Annotated in this window: 20 protein-coding genes and 1 pseudogene; 14 read left to right on the forward strand and 7 right to left on the reverse strand. The window is 56.6% G+C overall.

Annotated features, from left to right (window positions below; translation table 11 throughout):
* Positions 1–125 precede the first annotated feature (125 nt).
* Positions 126–1,496, reverse strand: a complete 1,371-nt coding sequence (gene cysG / locus EH206_RS02060) for a siroheme synthase CysG (protein WP_009111173.1) — start codon at positions 1,494–1,496, stop codon at positions 126–128.
* A gap of 551 nt (positions 1,497–2,047) precedes the next feature.
* Between cysG and EH206_RS02065 the strand changes: the two genes are divergently transcribed.
* The 7 genes from EH206_RS02065 to ppiA all read left to right on the forward strand — a co-directional run bounded on the left by EH206_RS02065 (position 2,048) and on the right by ppiA (position 9,409).
* A complete protein-coding gene (locus EH206_RS02065) occupies positions 2,048–3,202 on the forward strand; it encodes a mandelate racemase family protein (protein ID WP_009111174.1) in 1,155 nt (384 codons plus the stop codon).
* A gap of 119 nt (positions 3,203–3,321) precedes the next feature.
* The gene (locus EH206_RS02070) at positions 3,322–4,932 is read left to right on the forward strand and encodes an ABC transporter substrate-binding protein (protein WP_009111175.1); all 1,611 of its coding nucleotides are present in this window, start codon (positions 3,322–3,324) and stop codon (positions 4,930–4,932) included.
* A 122-nt stretch (positions 4,933–5,054) separates the two neighbouring features.
* On the forward strand, positions 5,055–6,095 hold the full coding sequence (locus EH206_RS02075) for an ABC transporter permease (RefSeq protein ID WP_009111176.1): 1,041 nt from the start codon (positions 5,055–5,057) through the stop codon (positions 6,093–6,095).
* Positions 6,096–6,208: 113 nt separating this feature from the next.
* Positions 6,209–7,015, forward strand: a complete 807-nt coding sequence (locus EH206_RS02080) for an ABC transporter permease (protein WP_369750663.1) — start codon at positions 6,209–6,211, stop codon at positions 7,013–7,015.
* On the forward strand, positions 6,987–7,865 hold the full coding sequence (locus tag EH206_RS02085) for an ABC transporter ATP-binding protein (RefSeq protein WP_009111178.1): 879 nt from the start codon (positions 6,987–6,989) through the stop codon (positions 7,863–7,865). The genes EH206_RS02080 and EH206_RS02085 overlap by 29 nt, the downstream gene beginning before the upstream one ends.
* A gap of 27 nt (positions 7,866–7,892) precedes the next feature.
* The gene (locus EH206_RS02090; RefSeq protein ID WP_040343612.1) at positions 7,893–8,669 is read left to right on the forward strand and encodes an ABC transporter ATP-binding protein; all 777 of its coding nucleotides are present in this window, start codon (positions 7,893–7,895) and stop codon (positions 8,667–8,669) included.
* Positions 8,670–8,839: 170 nt separating this feature from the next.
* Entirely contained in the window at positions 8,840–9,409 is a 570-nt protein-coding gene (ppiA, locus tag EH206_RS02095; protein WP_009111180.1) for a peptidylprolyl isomerase A, read from the forward strand.
* Positions 9,410–9,478: 69 nt separating this feature from the next.
* Here the strand turns inward: ppiA and EH206_RS02100 are convergent, their stop codons facing one another.
* Positions 9,479–10,603 (reverse strand): polysaccharide lyase, encoded by a 1,125-nt coding sequence (locus EH206_RS02100; protein ID WP_009111181.1) that lies wholly within the window; start codon positions 10,601–10,603, stop codon positions 9,479–9,481.
* A 646-nt stretch (positions 10,604–11,249) separates the two neighbouring features.
* Positions 11,250–11,882 (reverse strand): cAMP-activated global transcriptional regulator CRP, encoded by a 633-nt coding sequence (gene crp / locus EH206_RS02105; RefSeq protein WP_009111182.1) that lies wholly within the window; start codon positions 11,880–11,882, stop codon positions 11,250–11,252.
* Positions 11,883–12,198: 316 nt separating this feature from the next.
* Between crp and EH206_RS02110 the strand changes: the two genes are divergently transcribed.
* Positions 12,199–12,606, forward strand: coding sequence for an OsmC family protein (locus tag EH206_RS02110; protein WP_009111183.1), 408 nt, complete (start codon positions 12,199–12,201; stop codon positions 12,604–12,606).
* A 49-nt stretch (positions 12,607–12,655) separates the two neighbouring features.
* Here EH206_RS02110 and EH206_RS02115 read toward each other — a convergent pair whose 3' ends face one another.
* Together EH206_RS02115 and EH206_RS02120 are read right to left on the reverse strand one after the other, a co-directional pair.
* On the reverse strand, positions 12,656–13,525 hold the full coding sequence (locus EH206_RS02115; protein WP_009111184.1) for a phosphoribulokinase: 870 nt from the start codon (positions 13,523–13,525) through the stop codon (positions 12,656–12,658).
* A gap of 153 nt (positions 13,526–13,678) precedes the next feature.
* A complete protein-coding gene (locus EH206_RS02120; protein ID WP_009111185.1) occupies positions 13,679–13,915 on the reverse strand; it encodes a YheU family protein in 237 nt (78 codons plus the stop codon).
* Between the two features lie 149 nt (positions 13,916–14,064).
* On the opposite strand from EH206_RS02120, the gene EH206_RS02125 reads away from it, so the two are divergent.
* Positions 14,065–14,667 (forward strand): LysE family translocator, encoded by a 603-nt coding sequence (locus EH206_RS02125; RefSeq protein WP_009111186.1) that lies wholly within the window; start codon positions 14,065–14,067, stop codon positions 14,665–14,667.
* Between the two features lie 44 nt (positions 14,668–14,711).
* On the opposite strand, the gene EH206_RS02130 is transcribed toward EH206_RS02125, so the two are convergent.
* Positions 14,712–16,625 (reverse strand): ABC transporter ATP-binding protein, encoded by a 1,914-nt coding sequence (locus EH206_RS02130; RefSeq protein ID WP_009111187.1) that lies wholly within the window; start codon positions 16,623–16,625, stop codon positions 14,712–14,714.
* A 127-nt stretch (positions 16,626–16,752) separates the two neighbouring features.
* Here EH206_RS02130 and kefG point away from each other — a divergent pair, with 127 nt between their 5' ends.
* The 4 genes and pseudogenes from kefG to slyD all read left to right on the forward strand — a co-directional run bounded on the left by kefG (position 16,753) and on the right by slyD (position 19,244).
* Complete coding sequence (gene kefG, locus EH206_RS02135) at positions 16,753–17,304, forward strand: glutathione-regulated potassium-efflux system ancillary protein KefG (RefSeq protein ID WP_009111188.1); 552 nt, start codon at positions 16,753–16,755, stop codon at positions 17,302–17,304.
* Between the two features lie 39 nt (positions 17,305–17,343).
* Positions 17,344–18,330 (forward strand): annotated as a pseudogene (locus tag EH206_RS02140) (NAD-binding protein); the annotation flags it as partial.
* Positions 18,331–18,352: 22 nt separating this feature from the next.
* Positions 18,353–18,547 (forward strand): YheV family putative zinc ribbon protein, encoded by a 195-nt coding sequence (locus EH206_RS02145; protein ID WP_009111189.1) that lies wholly within the window; start codon positions 18,353–18,355, stop codon positions 18,545–18,547.
* Positions 18,548–18,671: 124 nt separating this feature from the next.
* Positions 18,672–19,244, forward strand: coding sequence for a peptidylprolyl isomerase (gene slyD, locus EH206_RS02150; protein WP_009111190.1), 573 nt, complete (start codon positions 18,672–18,674; stop codon positions 19,242–19,244).
* Positions 19,245–19,373: 129 nt separating this feature from the next.
* Here the strand turns inward: slyD and EH206_RS02155 are convergent, their stop codons facing one another.
* Positions 19,374–19,592: a SlyX family protein gene (locus tag EH206_RS02155; RefSeq protein WP_009111191.1), complete on the reverse strand. Its 219-nt coding sequence runs from the start codon at positions 19,590–19,592 to the stop codon at positions 19,374–19,376.
* A gap of 313 nt (positions 19,593–19,905) precedes the next feature.
* On the opposite strand from EH206_RS02155, the gene fkpA reads away from it, so the two are divergent.
* Entirely contained in the window at positions 19,906–20,706 is an 801-nt protein-coding gene (gene fkpA, locus EH206_RS02160) for an FKBP-type peptidyl-prolyl cis-trans isomerase (protein ID WP_009111192.1), read from the forward strand.
* Positions 20,707–20,770 lie beyond the last annotated feature (64 nt).

Consider the following 20,770-nt stretch of genomic DNA (forward strand, 5'->3'; position numbering starts at 1 on the left):
AAAATAAGGGAGATAGGCAGCAGGGTAAAGCACTAAAGTGATGCTTTGCAGTAGGGTGTCATCAAATTAGTGCATTGTTATGCTTTGTTGTGGTGCATTGCCTTATACTGGTGCGCAATCGCCGTCTAACCGGTAAACCAGTTCAGTTTTTCTCTCAGGCCGACCACATCGCCGATGATAATCAGGCTTGGGCTGGCGGCCTGTTGCGCCAGTTCGCCGAGCTGTGACAGCTGTCCGGTCAATACCCGCTGCGCGCTGAAGGTGCCATTTTCGATCAGGGCGACGGGAACCGTTTCCGGGAGTAGATGTTCCAGCAGTTTGCGCTGAATATAATCCGCCTGCTGCAGCCCCATGTAGAACACCAGCGTTTGCTTGTCAGCCGCCAGGCCGGCCCAGTCAAGCTCGCCATCATGCCGGACGTGTCCGGTGATTAACCGCACGCTCTGCGCATAGTCGCGGTGGGTCAGGGGAATGCCGCTATAGGCGGAACAGCCGGAGGCGGCGGTGATGCCGGGCACCACGGAAAACGGAATGCCCGCCCGTTGCAAATGTTCCAGCTCTTCGCCGCCGCGGCCGAAGATAAAGGGATCGCCGCCTTTCAGCCGCACGACCCGCTTACCCGCCAGCGCTTTTTCCAGTAATAGCTGGTTGATCTGTTCCTGCGGAATACTGTGATGGCCGGACTGTTTGCCGACATAAATACGCTCGGCGTCGCGTCTTATCAGGTTAAGCACCCCCTCCGAAACCAGACGGTCGTAAACCACGATATCGGCCTGTTGCAGCTGCTGTAGGCCTTTCAGCGTCAGCAGACCGGCGTCTCCCGGCCCCGCGCCCACCAGCACCACTTCGCCGCGATCGTCCAGCGGCTCGGAGAAAAGCTGTTCGGTAAGCTGTTGCACGCGGTCGGCGTCGCCATTGTCCAGCGACTGGGCCAGCCGGTCGTGGCTAAACAGCTTTTCCCAGAAACGGCGGCGGATACCCGCTTTTCTGAAACGGTTTTGCACCCGTTGCCGCAGATCGCCGGCAAAGACGGCCAGCTTGCCAAGATTCTGCGGTAGGGTGCTTTCCAGTTTTTCCCGCAGTATACGCGCCAGCACCGGCGCGCTTCCCCCGGACGACACGGCGACCATCAGCGGGGAGCGGTCGATGATCGAGGGCATGATAAAGCTGGCGCGCCGCGGCGAGTCGACCACGTTACAGAAGATGCGGCGCAGAGTGGCGCTGGCATAGACCTGGTCGTTGACCTGGCGATCGTCCGTGGCGGCGACCACCAGCCAGACGTCGTTGAGCAGCGCCGCATCGAATGCGCCCGGCGCCAGCGTGAGCCGCGCCTCTTCCCGCCAGGCGAGGAACTGCGTGTTAAAGTCGAGGGCATTGACCGTAAGACGCGCCCCGGCGTCCAGCAACAGCCGCGCCTTGCGCTCGGCTATCTCTCCGCCGCCCACCAATAAGCAGGGTTTATCGCGTAGCTGACAAAATATTGGCAGGTAGTCCATGTAATCCTCTTGTGCGGCTCAAATTGAATAATTCGTCCCGCTATATCCGCCCTCTTCCGGGGGCGGGGCCGCGGCGGCCCGCCTCTTGAGAGGGTATAGGCATAGAACGAAAAGGGTTATATCAATGATGACGTATTATCACGCGCGGATGCACGCTTAATTTTCCTGTCGCCGCCAATTTATTGGCGCGCCGGCGGGGGATTTACCCCTTTCCAGGGTAAAGTTTTGGATTTTTGTCGTGATAATGCTCACAGGATGATGGGCATTTGCCTAATTATCCGCCGCATAATTTTTCCAGATGAAAGAAATTGCCTAATGACTAGCCCGCCAATAATCTCAATACTTAAAAAGTAAAACGCTATTTTTTTAAAATTAATACATGGTTTCTTTTTGTGTGATGGCGATCTCGCCGTGAGAGACGGCGGATAGATATCTCCGTTTTTTCTCCTATACAGAGTTATATCGCGCAGCGGATCGCGCTCGGCATACGCGCAGTTTTTCACTGCAAATCTTGTACATGAGTCGTGTTAAATATCAAGGCAGGTAACAAGGTGAAAATAGAATCAATTGAAGTCACGGTTTTTACTTACTCTACGCGCCGGGTTGCCGACAGCGCAGGGCACTCACACCCTGGGGCGGAGAATCAGGCCAGGATGGCGCTGCTGACCGTCAGCAGCGATGACGGTCACCACGGCTACGCCTTTGCGCCGCCGGAAGTGATTCGCCCTTATATCGTCAACGCCTTTTTCCGTAAGGTGCTGATCGGACAAAATCCGTTCGATCGCGAGCGTTTGTGGCAGGATCTGGTGCACTGGCAGCGCGGCAGCGCCAACCAGCTGACCGACCGCGCCTTGTCGATCGTCGAATCCGCCCTGTGGGATCTTCAGGGGCGGGCGCTCAATCTGCCGGTGCACAAACTGCTGGGAGGCTATCGCGACAAAGTGCCCGCCTACGGCAGCACCATGTGCGGCGACGAGCTGGAAGGGGGCTTGTCCACGCCGGAAGAGTACGGACTGTTTGCCGAGCAGCTGGTGCGGCGCGGCTACAAGGCCATCAAGCTGCACACCTGGATGCCGCCGGTGTCGTTCGCGCCCAGCCCGCAAATGGACGTCAAGGCGTGCGCCGCCGTACGCGAAGCCGTCGGCCCGGATATCTCACTGATGCTGGATGGCTACCACTGGTACAGCCGCAGCGAGGCGCTGTATATCGGCCGCGAGCTGCAAAAGCTCGATTTCACCTGGTTTGAAGAACCGATGGAAGAGCAGAGCATGGCCTCCTACAGCTGGCTGACCAAAAGCCTGGATATCGACGTGATTGGGCCGGAAAGCCTGGCCGGCAAATATTTCAGCCGCGCCGACTGGGTGAAGGAGGGCGCCTGCGATATCTTGCGCGCCGGCGTACAGGGCGTGGGCGGCATCGCGCCCTGTATGAAGGTGGCCGCTCTGGCGGAAGCCTTTGGTATGGACTGTGAGGTTCACGGCAACGGCGCGCCGAATCTGGCCGTGGTCGGCGCGATTAAAAACTGCCGCTGGTACGAGCGCGGCCTGCTGCATCCTTTTCTGGATTACGACCAGCCCGCCGCCTATCTGCATGCCATTGTCGACCCGATGGACGATGAGGGCTTTGTGCATCTGCCGCAGCGTCCGGGGCTGGGGGAGGATATCAATTTCGATTGGATTGAGGAGCACACCCTGAGCAAAGATTAGTTTTTGTGTGTAAATACAAATTGTTAAACATTAAAAATACGGTTTGACGTCTGAAAAAGCAGGCTATTAAAAAATAATAAAGTTGTCGTCTTCCATACTTCCACACCTGGAGAAGAGTGATGAAAGCACGAGCAATACTTCGCATCCTACTGTTGAGTACCCTCTGTATGGCGGCCGTTCCGGCCGTTCTATCCGCAAAAACCCCCGACGATCAGCTGATCGTCGGCATGAATATGAATAATATGCTGTCGCTCGACCCGGCCGCCATGACCGGCAATGAAGTGGTCGGGGTGATAGTGAATCTCTATGACTCGCTGGTGGAGCTCGATCCGCAAAACCTCAGCACCGTGCTGCCTTCGCTGGCGAAAAGCTGGAGCGTCAGCGACGACGGTAAGGTCATAACCTTCAATCTGGTGGATAACGCCAGGTTTCATTCCGGCAACGCGGTGACGGCGCAGGATTTCGCCTGGTCGATGAACCGGCTGCTGCACCTCAATATGGCGCAGGCTACCACCTGGAAATCCTACGGTTTTAGCGCGGACAACGTGGAAAAAATGATCCGCGCCAAAGATGCCCATACGGTGGAAATCGAGCTACCCAAACCGAACGACCCCAAGCTGGTGATCTATTCCCTGGCCACCCTGGGCAGCGGCTCGGTGCTGGATCGTCAGACGATTATGCAGCATGAGAAGAACGGCGACTGGGGCAACGGCTGGCTGACCACCAACGCCGCCGGTTCCGGCCCGTTCAAGCTGGACGTGTGGCAGGCGAAGGACGTGCTGCGCATCAGCCGCGTCGAGGGGTACTGGCGCGGCGACGCCAAACTGAGGCGCGTTATCTTCCGCCATATGACCGAGTCGCAGGCGCTGCGTCTGATGATTGAAAAAGGGGATATCGACGTTGCGACCGGGATGTCGGTGCCGGATATCAATGCCCTGAAACAGAACCAGGGCGTGGTGGTGGACGAGGTGAAAAAGGGCACGATCTACTACGTGGCGATGAGCCTGAAGAACGAACACTTCGCCAAACCCAAAGTGCGCGAAGCGGTGCGCTATCTGATCGATTACGACGGCATCAACAAGACGGTGATGACCGGCTACGGTTTCTATCACCAGCGTCCGATCCAGAAAGGGATGGACGCCACCTTGCCGGATCCGGGCTACAAGCTGGACGTGGCGCGCGCCAAAGCGCTGCTGGCGGAGGCGGGCTATCCCAACGGGTTCGCCACCACGCTGCGCGTGTTGTCGGATCAGCCGTTCCTCAATCTGGCGACGTCGGTACAGTCGACGCTGGCGCAGGCCGGCATCAAGGCCAGGATTCACTCCGGAACCGGCAATCAGGTGTACGGCGCGATGCGCGATCGCAACTTCGATATGCTGGTCGGCCGCGGCGGCGGCGGGGTCGATCCGCACCCGCACTCCAGCCTGCGTTCGGTGGCCTACAACCCGGATAACAGCGATGCGGCCAGGCTGACCAATTTTCAGGGCTGGCGCACCTCATTCTACGATAAACAGCTGAATGAGCTGATCGATCGGGCGCTGCTGGAAAAAGATCCGGCGCGGCAGAAGCAGCTGTATGCCGAGGTGCAGAACCGTTATGAAGCGCTCTATCCGGCCATCATTCCGGTTTCCCAGATGATCGACTCCGTGGCGCGGCGTACCGACGTGCAGGGGTATGTGCCGCATCCGTCATCGACCACGCACCTGCGTGAGGTCTATAAACAGCGCTAGTGCGCTGCCGGTCGGATGATGGGTCCGCGTCCGTCGGTCCGTCATCTGCATCCTATTCCTCACCTCACCACCGCGTCAGCGGCGACTTGATGTCGCCGCGCCGGGATATCGGGAGAAAGAATATGGTTTTCTCTGAGTGGATCAAGTCGGGCGGATTGCCGTATCGCCTGGTAAAACGCCTGTTTCAGGTCATCGTCACGCTATTCGGGTTATTGATTCTGACGTTTGTGATTGGCCGCGTGATGCCGATCGACCCGGTGCTGGCGATTGTCGGACAGGATGCCGATCAAAGCACCTATCAGCAGATGTACCAGCAGCTGGGCCTGGATAAGCCGCTGTACGTGCAGTTTTTTATCTACTTCACTTCGCTGCTGCACGGCGATTTGGGCAACGCGTTGCTCACCGGGAGACCGGTGATTGACGATATCGTCCGCGTCTTCCCCGCCACCATCGAACTGGCCACCATGGCGATTATCGTCGGCGCGGGATTGGGCGTGCCGCTCGGCGTGCTGGCGGCGGCAAGACGGGGGAAATGGGCGGATTACGCGGTGCGCTTTATCAGCCTGGCCGGCTACTCCACGCCGATTTTCTGGGTCGGCATGATGGGGCTGCTGCTGTTTTACGCCTGGCTTAACTGGGTCGGCGGCGCCGGACGGGTGGATATGGCGTACGACGGCCTGGTGGAAAACCGCACCGGCCTGCTGTTGCTGGACGCCATGGTGGCGGGGGAGTGGGACGTTTTCCGCAGCGCGCTGAATCATCTGATATTGCCCGCCACCATTCTTGGCTTCCACTCGCTGGCCTATATCAGCCGTATGACGCGCAGCTTTATGCTGGCGCAGCTCTCGCAGGAGTACATCATTACCGCGCGGGTTAAGGGCCTGTCCGAATTCCGCGTCGTCTGGGGGCACGCGTTCCGCAATATTCTGGTGCAGCTGCTGACGGTGGTGGCGCTGGCCTACGGGTCGCTGCTGGAGGGCGCGGTGCTGATCGAAACGGTGTTCTCCTGGCCGGGTTTCGGCTCCTATCTCACCGGCAGCCTGCTATTGGGCGATATGAATGCGGTGATGGGGTGCGTCCTGCTGGTGGGGCTGATCTTCGTCAGCCTGAATCTGCTGTCGGACATGCTGTATCAAATCTTTGACCCGAGGACCAACGCATGAATATTTCCTCTGAGCCGCCGGTAGTCCGTGAATCGATGGTCCGCACGCCGCCGGAAAAGCGCGCGGGGCGTCTGCGGCTGCGCGGCGCGCGGCTGGCCGGTTTTCTGCTGCTGATGCTGCGCAATCCGCTGACGGCCATCGGCTCCGCCATTGTGCTGATGCTGATGCTGGTGGCGATTTTCGCGCCCTGGATCGCCACCCACGATCCGCTGGCGCAGGATCTGGCCAACGCGCTGCAGGCGCCGGGCGCCGCCCACTGGTTCGGCAGCGATGAGTTTGGCCGCGACGTCTTCAGCCGGCTGGTTTACGGTTCGCGCATTACGCTGTATATCGTGGCGCTGGTGTCGGTGACCGTCGGGCCGATCGGCCTGCTGCTGGGCGTGGTCGCCGGCTACTACGGCGGGGTGGTGGACACCGTGCTGATGCGGATTACCGATATTTTTATCTCGTTTCCCAGCCTGGTGCTGGCGCTGGCCTTTGTAGCGGCGCTCGGGCCGGGGCTGGAGCATGTGGTGATTGCCATTACGCTGACCGCCTGGCCGCCGATCGCCCGTCTGGCGCGGGCGGAAACCCTGTCGCTGCGGCACGCCGACTTTGTCTCCGCGGTGAAACTGCAGGGGGCTTCATCCCTTCGCATCCTGCTGCATCACATTGTGCCGCTATGCCTGCCGTCGGTGATTATCCGGATCACCATGAATATGGCGGGCATCATTCTCACCGCCGCCGGACTGGGCTTCCTGGGACTGGGGGCGCAGCCGCCCGATCCCGAATGGGGGGCGATGATTTCCGCCGGCCGGCGTTACATGATGGAGTGCTGGTGGCTGGTAACCATCCCGGGGCTGGCGATTCTGATTAACAGCCTGGCGTTCAACTTTCTTGGAGACGGCCTACGTGACATCCTCGATCCCAGAACTGAATAACCCCGCCTCCGGCGGCGCGCCGTTGCTGGACGTCGCCAATCTGCGGGTAAGCTTCGTCAACGGCGGCGCGGTGACGGATGCGGTGCGCGGCGTCTCCTTTTCGCTCGGCTGCGAAAAGCTGGCCATCGTCGGCGAGTCCGGCTCCGGCAAATCCACCGTCGGCCGCGCTCTGCTGCAACTGCACCCGCACAGCGCCCGTATCAGCGCCGATCGGATGCGTTTCGGCGACATCGATCTGCTGCGGGCGGATGAGGCGCGCATGCGTCAGATCCGCGGCAAGCGCATGTCGATGATTATGCAGGATCCCAAGTACTCGCTGAATCCGGTGGTGTGCGTGGGCGATCAGATCGCCGAGGCGTATCTGGCGCACCACAAGGTTTCCCGTCAGGAGGCGAAAGCCAGAGTGATGGCGATGCTGGAGGTGGTGCGCATCCGCCAGCCGGAACGGGTATACGGCCTCTATCCCCATGAGGTGTCGGGCGGGCAGGGGCAGCGCATTATGATCGCCATGATGCTGATCACCGAACCGGAAGTGGTGATTGCCGATGAGCCGACCTCGGCGCTGGACGTTTCCGTGCGTTTGCAGGTGCTGGCGATGCTCGACGATCTGGTGGGCCAACGAGGACTGGGACTGATTTTTATCAGCCATGATATCAATCTGGTGCGCAGCTTCTGCGATCGGGTGCTGGTGATGTACGCCGGGCGCGTGGTGGAGTCCATCGCCGCCGCCGAATTGGATAATGCGCGGCATCCCTATACCTGCGGCTTGCTGAATTCGCTGCCGGATATCGACCGTCCCAGAGCGCGCCTGCCGGTGATGAACCGAGATCCGGCCTGGATTAACGCCTAAGGAGCAGAAACGATGCATAACCGTCCCATGATTGAGGTGAACGATCTGAACCTCTGTTTCGGCCAGGGCAGCACGCTCAATCAGGTGCTGTACGATGTAAATCTTACCGTTAATGATGGCGCTATTTTCGGCCTGGTGGGGGAGTCCGGTTCGGGGAAAACCACGGTACTGAAATGTCTGGCCGGGTTGTTTAATCACTGGCAGGGCAACCTGCTGATTGAAGGTCAACCGCTGGCGCACCGTATCGATCGGGGGCGTTGCCGTCGGGTGCAGATGGTGTTCCAGGACCCCTATGGTTCGCTGCATCCCCGCCATACGGTGGAGTCGATACTGGAAGAACCTCTGTTGATCCATCGCTTTGCCGACCGCGACGACCGTATTGATACGCTGCTGGAAAAGGTGGGGCTGGGAACGCCGTTTCGCCGCCGCTATCCCCACCAGCTTTCCGGCGGGCAGCGTCAGCGCGTCGCCATCGCCCGGGCGCTGATCCTGGAGCCGCGGGTGCTGCTGCTGGATGAGCCCACCTCGGCGCTGGACGTCTCCGTGCAGGCGGAAATCCTCAATCTGCTGGCCGAGTTGCAGCAGCAGGAGAAATTGACCTATCTGCTGGTGACCCACGATCTGGGGGTGATTTCCCATCTGTGCCATAAGGTGGCGGTGATGCAATACGGCCGGATACTGGAAACGCTGGATATCGGCGACTTGACCCGCGATACGCCGAAAAATGCCTATACCACCATGCTGGTGGAGGCCAGCCGTCAGTACAGTCGCGATCTGGCGGTGCGTTCGGAACGAATGGGATGATTTATCGGCAGGGGCCGGCCGTTATGCCGGCCCCTGCTCAAGCTGGCGGTTAACGATTGGTTACGATGTGAATTCGCTACGTAAAAAAAGGTAAATCGGTGGCGTTGCAGGGGGCGGGTATTTACAATCATTACGCTTTCTGTAACCAGTCTTACCCACAAGGAATTCTCATGTTCAAACGTACTCTGGTTGCCGCGGCGGCCTTGATTTCACTTAGCGCTTTTTCCCCGCTGTTTGCCGCCACCGGCGCTACGCATGTGTTGCTGACCACCTCGGCAGGAAACATTGAGCTGGCATTGGATGAGCAAAAAGCCCCGGTTTCGGTGAAAAACTTTATTGAGTACGTGAATAACGGCTTTTATAACGGCACCACGTTTCATCGCGTGATCCCCGGTTTTATGATCCAGGGCGGCGGCTTTACCGATGATATGAAGCAGAAAGCGCCCAACCCGCCGATCAAAAACGAGGCGGATAACGGTTTGCGCAACCTGCGCGGCACCGTCGCCATGGCGCGTACCGCCGACAAGGACAGCGCCACCAGTCAGTTCTTTATCAACGTGGCGGACAACGCCTTTCTCGATCACGGCCAGCGCGATTTTGGCTACGCGGTCTTTGGCCGGGTGGTAAAAGGGATGGAGGTCGCGGATAAGATTTCCCAGGTGCAGACTGAAAACGTCGGCCCGTATCAGAACGTGCCGCTCAAACCCGTGGTTATCCAGTCAGCGAAGGTTCTGCCTTAATCTCTCTCTGATTGGCCGTGTAAAAACGGGCGAGTTTACCCAACTCGCCCGGATTAAATCAGCGCGTCGTCATTGACAGGCTGAGGCGGTCAATACGGCAAGGTTCTTGCCGACGCCGGCATAGTTCGCCAGTTTATTTTTTACGCACTGCGCGGTTACCGGCGAGTAGCTATAGGGGAGTGCGGGGAATGTGCCGGTGCTGGTCCAGCTATCGGCATTGACGTAGGCTTTGGAATCCTTGTCCCAGGTGATGCCGTAGGTGGTGAAATCGGCGGGTTTGGTAATGTTGTTGTTGCGCAGATCCCATGTGCCGAAATTCGAGCCATCGTAACGGGATGTCACCGGGTTTTTCGCATTCTCAAACCAGTTGCTTTCGATCAATGCGATGCCGTTCTGACGAACGTTCAGCCCTGAACTGGTGACGCCGGAATAGAGGTTGTTGTAGGCATGCACCTGACCGCCCCGCTGCAGCGGCAGCCGGGCGTTTACGTCGCTGTAGACGTTGTGGTGATAGGTGAGGTTGCGTCCGGTATCGCTGTTGCTGGAACCGCTTAGGCCGACCTTTTTGACGCCGTGAATGTAGTTGTAGGATACGGTGACGTTGGTCGACCCTTTTTTGATATCCACGGCGGATTCAAAGGTGGTATCGCCGTCCGGCGTGCCCTCGCACTCATGGTTTTTCGCGAAGATCTCGTTATGGTCGATCCAGACGTTCGGCGAGTCGTCGATGCGGATTGCATCGCCATCCTGGGCGCCTCCGGGCATATAACCCATGCGCATATTACGCACCACGACGTTGGACGACTTGGTGATCCAGATACCGAAGTTCGTTGAGGAACCATTGCTGCCGAGGATGGTAATGCCTTTGGTAAACTCCTTGATCTCCACGCCGCGCGCCGGTTTGCTCCATTGACCGCAGATATCGGCTTCCGCCGCCTTGATTAAGTCATCTTCATTGCCGTTATAGGTGATGACGACGGGGTAGGCGCCGCCTGACACTTTTTTACCGCTTGAGTCCAGACGCGCGGCCGCGATGATATCGACAATGTCCTGCATTGAACCGGCCGTTTTATTGACGGCTCCGGAAACGTTGCCGCCGTCGGTGGTGGCATAGCCGCCGGTATCGGCCGCCATCGCGTGTTGGCAGGCAAGAAATAACAGCCCGGCGGCGGCTGAAGGCAGTAGGTATTTCATAAGGATTATCTCCTGTTGGAATATAACTTCGTTAAGGCATTTCTCGTTCCATATGCCCAGGGTAATAAGGTTGGATTTTTTCGCTGAAAATGAAAGATCGGTTTTCAGTTTTATAAAAATCCGTATCAGTGTTATCACAAAAATAAAACAATACAATACCTTCAATTCAATGCGTCTTTTCAATAATCGAAAGGAAAGGCGGGTTTTATGAAAAGGTAATTTCCAATAAAAATCATGAATTTTATATTTATCATTTAATTATCAATAAGTTATATTTTAATTGTGGTTTTTTTGTTTCCATGGGTTTCTATTTTTACCAATATATTAATATAAGGTGGATTTATCTGAAAAATCCCCCCGACATCCGTATTAATAGGGGTTTTCTTAAAATAAATAAAAATACAATTTTATTGATCTATGTTAAAACACAACTTGATAAATCATGACTGCTTTTTATGTTGGCCGATATTACAAATAATAAATGCAGCCTGTTAATAAGACTATTTATATTTCCAGTAAATAATATATTTTAATAATAAATACCCTGCTCATTAACTGGCGGGTAAATCCGAGAGCTGCGTTGATGGTGATAGAAAAAAGCGTGAAGGCCGCTTCACGCTTTTTTGTTGTAGGGTAACGGAATGGTTTAACGGGTACCGTAAACCACAATCGTTTTACCATGTGCGGAGATCAGGTTCTGGTCTTCCAGCATTTTAAGAATACGGCCCACGGTTTCGCGTGAACAGCCAACGATTTGCCCAATTTCCTGACGGGTGATTTTTATTTGCATGCCATCCGGGTGAGTCATGGCATCGGGTTGTTTTGCCAGGTTCAGTAAGGTCTGAGCAATACGGCCGGTGACGTCGAGAAACGCCAGGTTACCGACTTTCTCTGAAGTAACCTGCAGTCTGCTGGCCATCTGCGCCGACAGGCGCATCAGAATATCGGGATTTACCTGAATCAACTGCCGGAACTTTTTATAAGAAATTTCAGCAACTTCACAAGCCGCTTTCGCCCGTACCCAGGCGCTGCGCTCCTGACCTTCTTCAAACAGGCCAAGTTCGCCGATAAAATCTCCCTGATTGAGATAAGAGAGAATCATTTCTTTGCCTTCTTCATCTTTGATCAGCACTGCGACAGAGCCTTTCACGATGTAGTAAAGCGTTTCTGCTTTTTCACCCTGGTGAATCAGGGTGCTCTTCGATGGATACTTGTGGATGTGACAATGAGAAAGGAACCATTCGAGAGTCGGGTCTGTTTGCGGTTTGCCGAGAACCATTCGCTATCATCCTCTGTTGTAATTCACTGCGCAAATCACAGGGCTCAGAGTTCCCTGTACGGCGTATTACTGCTAAACATTCAAAATTCGTGTAGGAAGAATGATGTCAGGGAATATACTGGAGCCTCTATCTGGCGACATCATCATCTCCCCGGTATCTGAGTTTGTCCAGAAAAGGCAGATTCTATTTTCGTTTGTAGCACAGCTTGAAGAACCTGTCTTGTGTTGTCTCGCTTCAGCATGATGAAGCTCTGGTTATAGCGTGTTTTTGTAAAGTAAGGATATAATTTTTCAAAAAATTTTTAGCGGAGGCGGCATGCAGGCTCGAGTGAAGTGGATTGAAGGCTTAACATTTCTTGGCGAATCAGCGTCCGGTCACCAGGTGCTGATGGACGGCGATTCGGGAGACAAAGCGCCAAGCCCGATGGAAATGGTGTTGATGTCGGTCGGCGGCTGCAGTGCGATTGACGTGGTGTCGATCCTGCAGAAAGGCCGTCATGACGTTGCGGACTGTGAGGTTAAGCTGACCTCGGAGCGGAGAACGGAAGCGCCGCGTCTGTTTACCCACATTAATCTGCATTTTATCGTAACGGGCACAGGGCTGACGGAGAAAGCGGTGGAGCGGGCGGTGGCGCTCTCCGCGGAGCGCTATTGCTCGGTGGCGCTGATGCTGGGTAAAGGCGTTGAGGTCACGCACAGTCATGAAGTCCGCATAACGGGGTAATCCTCGGCGTATCGGCCGCTGATGCCGCGCCGTGTTTTGCCGCGGCGGACTACTCGATTTTTTTTCCTTCCAGCAGGCGCTGCACCAGCGGCGCCATAATCAACTCCATCGCCAGCCCCATTTTCCCGCCGGGCACCACCAGGGTGTTGATATGGGAAATAAACGATCCCTGCAGCATGGCCAGCAGATAGGGGTAGTCAATATTATCCAGCCCCTGGAAATGAATCACCACGAAGCTTTCGTCCAGCGAAGGGATCGACTTGGCGGCGAACGGGTTGGAGGTATCAACGGTGGGAACGCGCTGGAAGTTGATGTGCGTGCGTGAAAACTGCGGCGTAATGTAGGTGATGTAGTCTTCCATGGAGCGCACCACCGAATCCATCACCGCTTCGCGCGAGTGCCCGCGCTCGTTCACATCGCGAATCAGTTTCTGAATCCATTCCAGGTTGACGATGGGCACTACGCCGACCAGCAAATCGACGTGTTGCGCCACATTGTGTCTATCGGTCACCACGCCGCCATGCAGGCCTTCATAAAACAGCACGTCGGTGGGTTCCGGCATCGGTTCCCACGGCGTAAACGTGCCGGGCACCTGGTTGTAGGGGATCGCTTCATCATAGGTGTGGAGGTATTTACGGGTTTTACCGCGCCCGTGGCGGCCATATTCGGTAAATGACTGTTCCAGCAGGCTGAAATCATTGGCCTCCGGGCCGAAATAGCTGATATGACGCCCGAGATCCCGCGCCTTACGTATTTCCATATCCATTTCCGGGCGGGTATAGCGATGGAAGCTGTCTCCTTCAAGCTGGGCTGCGCGCATGTTTAACTGCTGGAAAATCTTGTGGAATGCCTGGCTGGTCGTTGTGGTTCCCGCTCCGCTGGAGCCGGTAACCGCAATAATCGGATGCTGATGTGACATAAGGCGCTTCACTCCATGATGGTGACGTTTGCTGCGGGGCTTGCCGGGAAACGTCATCAAAAAAGACAAGGTTTCAGACTGCAGAAGAGGTTTTTATCATTGTTAGCACGGTTGCCGATAGCGATGCATCCTCTTTTTTGGCTTTTGCGGCGTTCAGCGCGGGTGATACTCGCCGGCATTAAACTGGCCGCGGGGCATGATGTTGATGGTTTCATGCAGTTCCGACCACACCAGAACCACTTCGCCGGACTCCAGTTGGCGGCGCACGTCGGCGACCTTTTGCGCCAGCGTGCGCTCCTGTTCGCCGTAATCCGTGCCTTCGCGCAGCACGAAAGATTCGATGAGATTGCCCAATGTTTCAGGATCGAGTTGTTGCCAGGGAATGATCACGATATTTGTCCAGAAAAAGTATTGTACGATCAATAACGCACTGTTAGCTTCTAGCTTCAATACTGCCGGTTGACAAGCTATTGGCTACCAATAGTCAATTCATTACCAACTATACTGCAAGAATACCTGGGGTGAGGGGCACCCGTTACATGGAACTAGGTCTGTTTTTGTCGATGCTGGGTTTTCTGTGGGTGGCGGCGATCACTCCGGGGCCGAACAATATGCTATTGACCACCTCTGGCGCCAACTTCGGTTTTTATCGCTCCCTGTGGTTAATGCTCGGCATCATGCTGGGTATGCAGAGTATTTTACTACTGGTGGCGTTTGGCGTCGGCGGCCTGCTGCTGGTCTATCCTTCGCTGCATTTCACCCTCAAGGTGCTCGGCAGTTTGTATCTGCTGTGGCTAGCGTGGAAAATCGCCACCGCCGCCTATGAAAGGCTGGAAACGACGGCTGCGCCGTCGCGGCCTATCCGGCTTTATCAGGGATGGCTGCTGCAGTTTCTCAATCCCAAGGCCTGGCTGATGGCGCTGGGGGCCGTCGCCAGCTTCAGTCTGGCGGGGCAGGAGTACAGGCACTCGGTGGCGGCGATAAGCGTCGGCATTGTACTGGTGAATCTGGTTTCCGGCGTGATATGGCTCGGCTTCGGTACGCTGATCGGCCGACTGTTGCGCAGTAAAAAAGCCTGGATTATCTTCAACGTATCCATGGGCGTGCTGACGGCGGCCTGCGTACTGCTGATTTGGCATTAGCGGCGCGGGCGATAATCGGCGCATCGGCCCGCGCCGGCGGTGACTTAAGCGGAGAGCGAGCGGTTCATCTGCTCTAGCTGCTCCTGCGCGTCGAGCCAGGCCATCTCCGTTTCTTCCAGCCGCGCCTTGACCTGCGTCTGCTGCTGCAGGCACGCCGTAAGCTCGGCTTTGCGGACGATATCATACAGCTCGCCGTCCGCCAGCCGCGCCTCAACGGCCGCCAGTTCGGCGCCCAGCTTTTCCATCTGCTGTTCAAGCCGGGTGATTTGCTTACGCAGCGGCTGCGTTTGCGTTCTCAGTTCGGCTTCGCGCCGCTTCTGGTCTTTTCTGGCCTGCGCGCTGTTGGCGGCGTTCTCTTTCGGCGCGTCATCGGCGTCGCCGCTTTGACGCTGCCGGTCCACCAGCCACTGTTGGTAATCCTCCAAATCGCCGTCAAAAGGCTCGACCCTGCGGTCGTGCACTAGATAGAGATCGTCGGTGGTGGAGCGGATCAGGTGTCTGTCGTGCGATACCACCACCAGCGCGCCTTCAAAATCGATCAGCGCTTCCGTCAGCGCCTGGCGCATATCGAGATCCAGGTGGTTGGTGGGTTCGTCGAGCAGCAACAGGTTCGGACGCTGCCAGACGATAAGCGCCAGCACCAGCCGGGCTTTTTCTCCCCCGGAGAAGCGGGCGGTGATTTCCGTCACCTTGTCGCCGCGAAAACCGAAGCCGCCAAGGTAATCGCGCAGCTGCTGTTCCGTTTCCCGTTCCGCCAAACGCACCAGGTGTTGTAACGGCGACTCGTCGGCGCGCAGAAACTCCAGCTGATGCTGGGCGAAGTAGCCCAGCTTTACCCCTTTGGCCAGGCCGATCTCGCCTTGCAGGGGAGCAAGGGTTCCCGCCAGCAGCTTAATCAGCGTGGATTTACCGGCGCCGTTGTGCCCCAGCAGGCCGATGCGCGAGCCGGGCACCAGATTCAGTTTGATCGACTCCAGAATCAGCTTATCGTCGTAGCCGGCGCTGACCTTCTCCATTTTCAGCAGCGGATTCGGCAGCGACTCCGGGGGACGAAAGCTGAAACGGAAAGGGTTGTCCACGTGCGCGGGGGCGAGCATCTCCATTCGCTCCAGCATTTTTATCCGGCTTTGCGCCTGCTTGGCCTTGGTCGCCTTGGCCCGGAAGCGGTCGATGTAGTGTTGCAGATGGGCGACGCGCTCCTGCTGATGTTCATACAGCGACTGCTGCTGCGCCAGCCGGGTGGCCCTCTGCTGCTCAAACGAGGTGTAGTTGCCGGTGTATTCGTTCAGCGTCTGCTGCTCGATATGCAATATTTTATTGACGATGGGATCGAGAAAATCGCGGTCGTGCGAAATCAGCACCAGCGTTCCGGGATAGCTTTTCAGCCACTTCTCCAGCCAGATCACCGCGTCCAGATCGAGGTGGTTGGTGGGTTCGTCGAGCAGCAGCAGATCGGAACGGCAGATTAACGCCTGCGCCAGATTGAGACGCATGCGCCAGCCGCCGGAAAAGGCGCTGACCGGCTGCCGGAGCTGATCCTGCGTGAAGCCGAGGCCGTGCAGCAAACTTGACGCTCTGGCCTGGATGGTCCAGGCCTGGATGGCGTCCAGCTTGCCGTGCAGGGTCGCAATGGCGTGGCCGTCGTTGCTGGCGTTGGCGGCGTGCAGTTCGGCTTCCAACTGGCGAAATTCGCGATCGCCGTCGATAACGTAGTCAAGCGCCGGCATGTCCAGCGCCGGCGTTTCCTGGTTCACCCAGGCCAGCGCCCAGCCCTGTGGGAAGGTCGCGCTGCCGCCGTCGGCGCTGATTTCATCTTTCAGTAATGCCAGCAGGGTAGATTTACCACAGCCGTTCTTGCCCACCAGACCGACTTTCTGGCCGGGGTTGATGGTGGCCGTGGCGTTATCCAGCAGAACATGTACACCACGTCGAATTTGCAGCGAAGAGAAAACAATCATAAAGCGCCGTATGTTCAGAGTATGTTAAATTATGGACCTGATATCAGGACCGAGGCGTCCTGTTTTTAGTCGTAGCGCTGCATGGTAACGGAAAACGACAACCATGACGACGCTTTGGAGGGGAATGATGTCGCAGCCACCCAGGATTTTGCTGCTGTATGCCCATCCGGAATCACAGGACTCGGTGGCGAACCGGGTTTTACTGCAACCGGCACAACGGCTGGATAATGTCACCGTACACGATCTGTACGCGCACTATCCTGATTTCTTTATCGATATTTACCATGAGCAACAGCTGCTGCGCGAGCATCAGGTGATTGTATTCCAGCATCCGCTATATACCTACAGCTGCCCGGCGCTATTGAAAGAGTGGCTCGACCGGGTGCTGTCGCGCGGCTTCGCCAATGGGATCGGCGGCAATGCGCTGGCGGGAAAACACTGGCGTTCGGTCATTACCACCGGCGAGCCGGAGGAAGCCTATCGGCCCGGCGGCGACAACCTCTATTCCATGGACGATCTGCTGCGTCCGTTTGAAATGACCGCCGCCCTGTGCCGTATGCTCTGGATAAAGCCGATGATGGTTTACTGGGCGCGCCGTCTGCAGCCGGATGTCTTGTCCGGCCATGCCCGCGCCTATGGCGAATGGCTGGCGTCGCCTTTCGAAAAAGAGGCGCGCTGATATGGAGAGTTCCGCATTACTCATCGCCTGCGTGCTGTTTTTATTTCCGTCGGCATGGCGCTGAACCTGGGGATTCTCTACACCCACATTATCAAGGTGCTGATTGCGGTATTGGCGCTGGTGGCGGTCAAAGGCGCGGTGTTATACGTTTTGGCGCGCATCAACCGCATGCGCCGTGCCGAGCGTTTGCAGTTTGCCGGCGTATTGAGTCAAGGCGGCGAGTTCGCGTTTGTGCTGTTTTCGGCAGCTGCGGCATACAACGTCCTGCAGGGCGATCAACTGCCGCTGCTGTTGGTGACGGTAACGCTGTCGATGATGACCACGCCGCTGTTGATGCAGTTTATCGACCGGATTCTGGCGCGCCGTTATAATCAGCGGGACGCTTCCGACGAGCAGCCCTATGTCGCCGACGATGAGCCGCAGGTTATCGTGGTGGGATTCGGGCGCTTCGGGCAGGTCGTCGGCCGTTTGCTGATGGCCAATAAAATGCGCATTACCGTATTGGAACACGATATCAGCGTCGTCAGCCTGATGAGAAGCTATGGTTATAAAGTATACTATGGCGATGCGACGGAACTGGAGTTACTGCGCGCGGCGGGGGCGGCAAAGGCGCAGTCGATCGTTATTACCTGCAATGCGCCGGAAGATGCCATGGAAATTGTGCATCTGTGTCAGCAGCATTTTCCGCATCTGGAAATTCTGGCGCGGGCGCGGGGACGGGTCGAGGCGCATGAGCTGTTGCAGGCCGGCGTGGCGCATTTCTCGCGCGAAACCTTCTCCAGCGCGCTGGAGTTGGGACGCAAAGCGCTGATGTCGCTGGGAATGCATCCTCATCAGGCATTTCGCGCCCAGCAGCATTTCCGGCGTCTGGATATGCGCATGCTGCGCGAACTGATGCCGCAGTTGCACGGCGACGTCGCGCAGGTATCCCGCGTCAAGGAGGCGCGTCGCGAACTGGAAGATATTTTCCAGCGGGAAGTGCAGCGTGAACGGCGCCGCCCTGACGATTGGGATGAAGTGGAATAAGCGGAACGATAGGTCACGAAATATGCGTAAACGATTTATTGCCGGGGCGGTGTGCCCCGAATGTCAGGCGCTGGATACGCTGGCTGTCGGGCGTGAAGACCAGACGGAAGTCGTGACCTGCGTAAAATGCGGTTACCGCCAAAGCCGGTCGGAGGCCTCGCCGGCAGTTCCGCAACGGCCGGACCGCAACATCATCGGCATTTTTCATCCTGATTGAGGCCGCGGTGGCGTTTGCCGTCGGGCCGTCATGGGCAACGTGAAAAAACCTCCCTGAGACGGTACACAGGGATTTTTTTCAGCTACAATTTGCGCCAGTTTGATTTCCAACGGTAGGAGATATCATGAAAGTAGCAAAAGATCTGGTGGTCAGCCTGGCCTACCAGGTACGTACAGAAGACGGTGTATTGGTCGATGAGTCTCCGGTGAGTGCGCCGCTGGACTATCTGCATGGTCACGGTTCGTTGATTTCCGGTCTGGAAAATGCATTGGACGGCCGCGCCGTGGGCGACCGTTTTGACGTAAATATCGCCTCGAACGACGCTTACGGTAATTACGATGAAAACCTGGTTCAGCGCGTACCCAAAGATGTCTTTATGGGCGTGGACGAACTGCAGGTCGGCATGCGTTTCCTGGCTGAAACCGACCAGGGTCCGGTGCCGGTTGAAATTACCGAAGTGGAAGACGACCACGTCGTGGTTGACGGCAACCATATGCTGGCGGGCCAGAACCTGAGCTTTAACGTTGAGGTTATCGCCATTCGCGAAGCCACCGAAGAGGAACTGGCCCACGGCCACGTTCACGGTGAGCACGATCATGAGCACGGCGACGGTTGCTGCGGCGGCCATGGCCACGATCACGACCACGAACACGGTAAAGGCGGTTGCGGCGGCCACGGCGGATGCGGTTGCCACTAATCCGCCCGGGCTGAGGCGGTCGCTTGCGCAGCGAATCGTCGGTAATAACATCAGGGCAGAGCGCGTTCGCTTCTGCCCTGATGCGTTTTATGCCTGTCCGAGCGGTTTCATATAGCGCAAGCAGGAAGATCAGTAGTGCGGCGGCGGCGTTTCTTCCGACTGCGGCGCGATTAGCGAGGTTTGCTGGGTGCGTAACCTCTCCGTCAACAGGCGTACCTGCTCGCGTAGCCGGCTAATTTCCCGCTCGTGCTGAATAAGCGTCTGGTTCAGCTCTTCTATCGCCAGTTCCTGAAAAGCCTGACGGCTTTCCAGTAGTTCGAGCCGTTCTTCAAGCAAAGACGATGACATTGGTTTTCTCCTCATACTGCTTACAGCCTATTCCCGGTAAGTTTGTCAGAAAGCAGAAACTTCTGGTAGTAAAAACGGTCGGAGTAGGGCGCAATAAGCGATCTGAGGATTTTTTACTCACGCTATTTCTGAAGCTCGCCTTTCGGACTATGGGGTCCGGCCGTGGAGAGCGGCGTTAAAAAACGATGAAATGTTTTTTATCAAAGGATTGTCGCGCGCGCCGTTGTGTTGTCTTCGTGCGCGCAGTTATAGTAGTCGCGAATTTATTTTTAATGATTGCTGGAGCATATTGTTCCAGATGCTGGAGAAATGGATGAAATCACTGTTTAAAGTAACGCTGTTAGCAACGACGATGGCTCTGACTCTGAACGCTGGCCAGGCTCTGGCGGCGGATGCGACCACAGCAACCAAATTCAAGAGTGATGAACAGGCCGCCGCTTATGCGTTAGGCGCATCGCTGGGGCGTTATATGGATAACTCCCTTAAAGAACAAGAAAAACTGGGAATCAAGCTGGACAAGGATCAACTGATTGCCGGCGTTCAGGATGCGTTTGCCGATAAGAGCAAACTGACTGACGAAGAGATCGAAAAAACGCTGCAAGGCTTTGAAGGCCGGGTAAAAGCGGCTGCTGAAACCAAGATGAAGCAGGACGCCAAAGACAACGCGGATAAAGGCACCAAATATCGTGATACCTTTGCCAAAGAAAAAGGCGTGAAGAAAACCGAATCCGGTCTGCTGTATCAGGTTGAGAAAAACGGCAGCGGCAATGCGCCGAAAGACAGCGACACCGTGGTCGTCAACTACAAAGGCACCCTGGTTGACGGCAGCGAGTTTGATAACTCCTACAAGCGCGGCGAACCGCTCTCTTTCCGTCTTGACGGGGTGATCCCCGGCTGGACGGAAGGCCTGAAGCACGTCAAGAAGGGCGGTAAAATCAAGCTGGTCATTCCTCCTACGCTGGCTTACGGCGAAACCGGCGTTCCGGGAATTCCGGCCAACTCCACGCTGGTGTTTGACGTGGAGCTGCTGGATATCAAATCCGAAGCCGATGTGAAAGCCGCCGACGCGGCCAAAGCGGAAAAACCTGCCGCCGCGGAAAAAAACGCGCAATAATTCATCAATCATCGATGATGAGGTATCGACCGCGGGTTATGCGCCCGCGGTTTTTTTTCCGTTC

The sequence above is a fragment of the Brenneria nigrifluens DSM 30175 = ATCC 13028 genome (assembly GCF_005484965.1).
GTDB lineage: Bacteria > Pseudomonadota > Gammaproteobacteria > Enterobacterales > Enterobacteriaceae > Brenneria > Brenneria nigrifluens.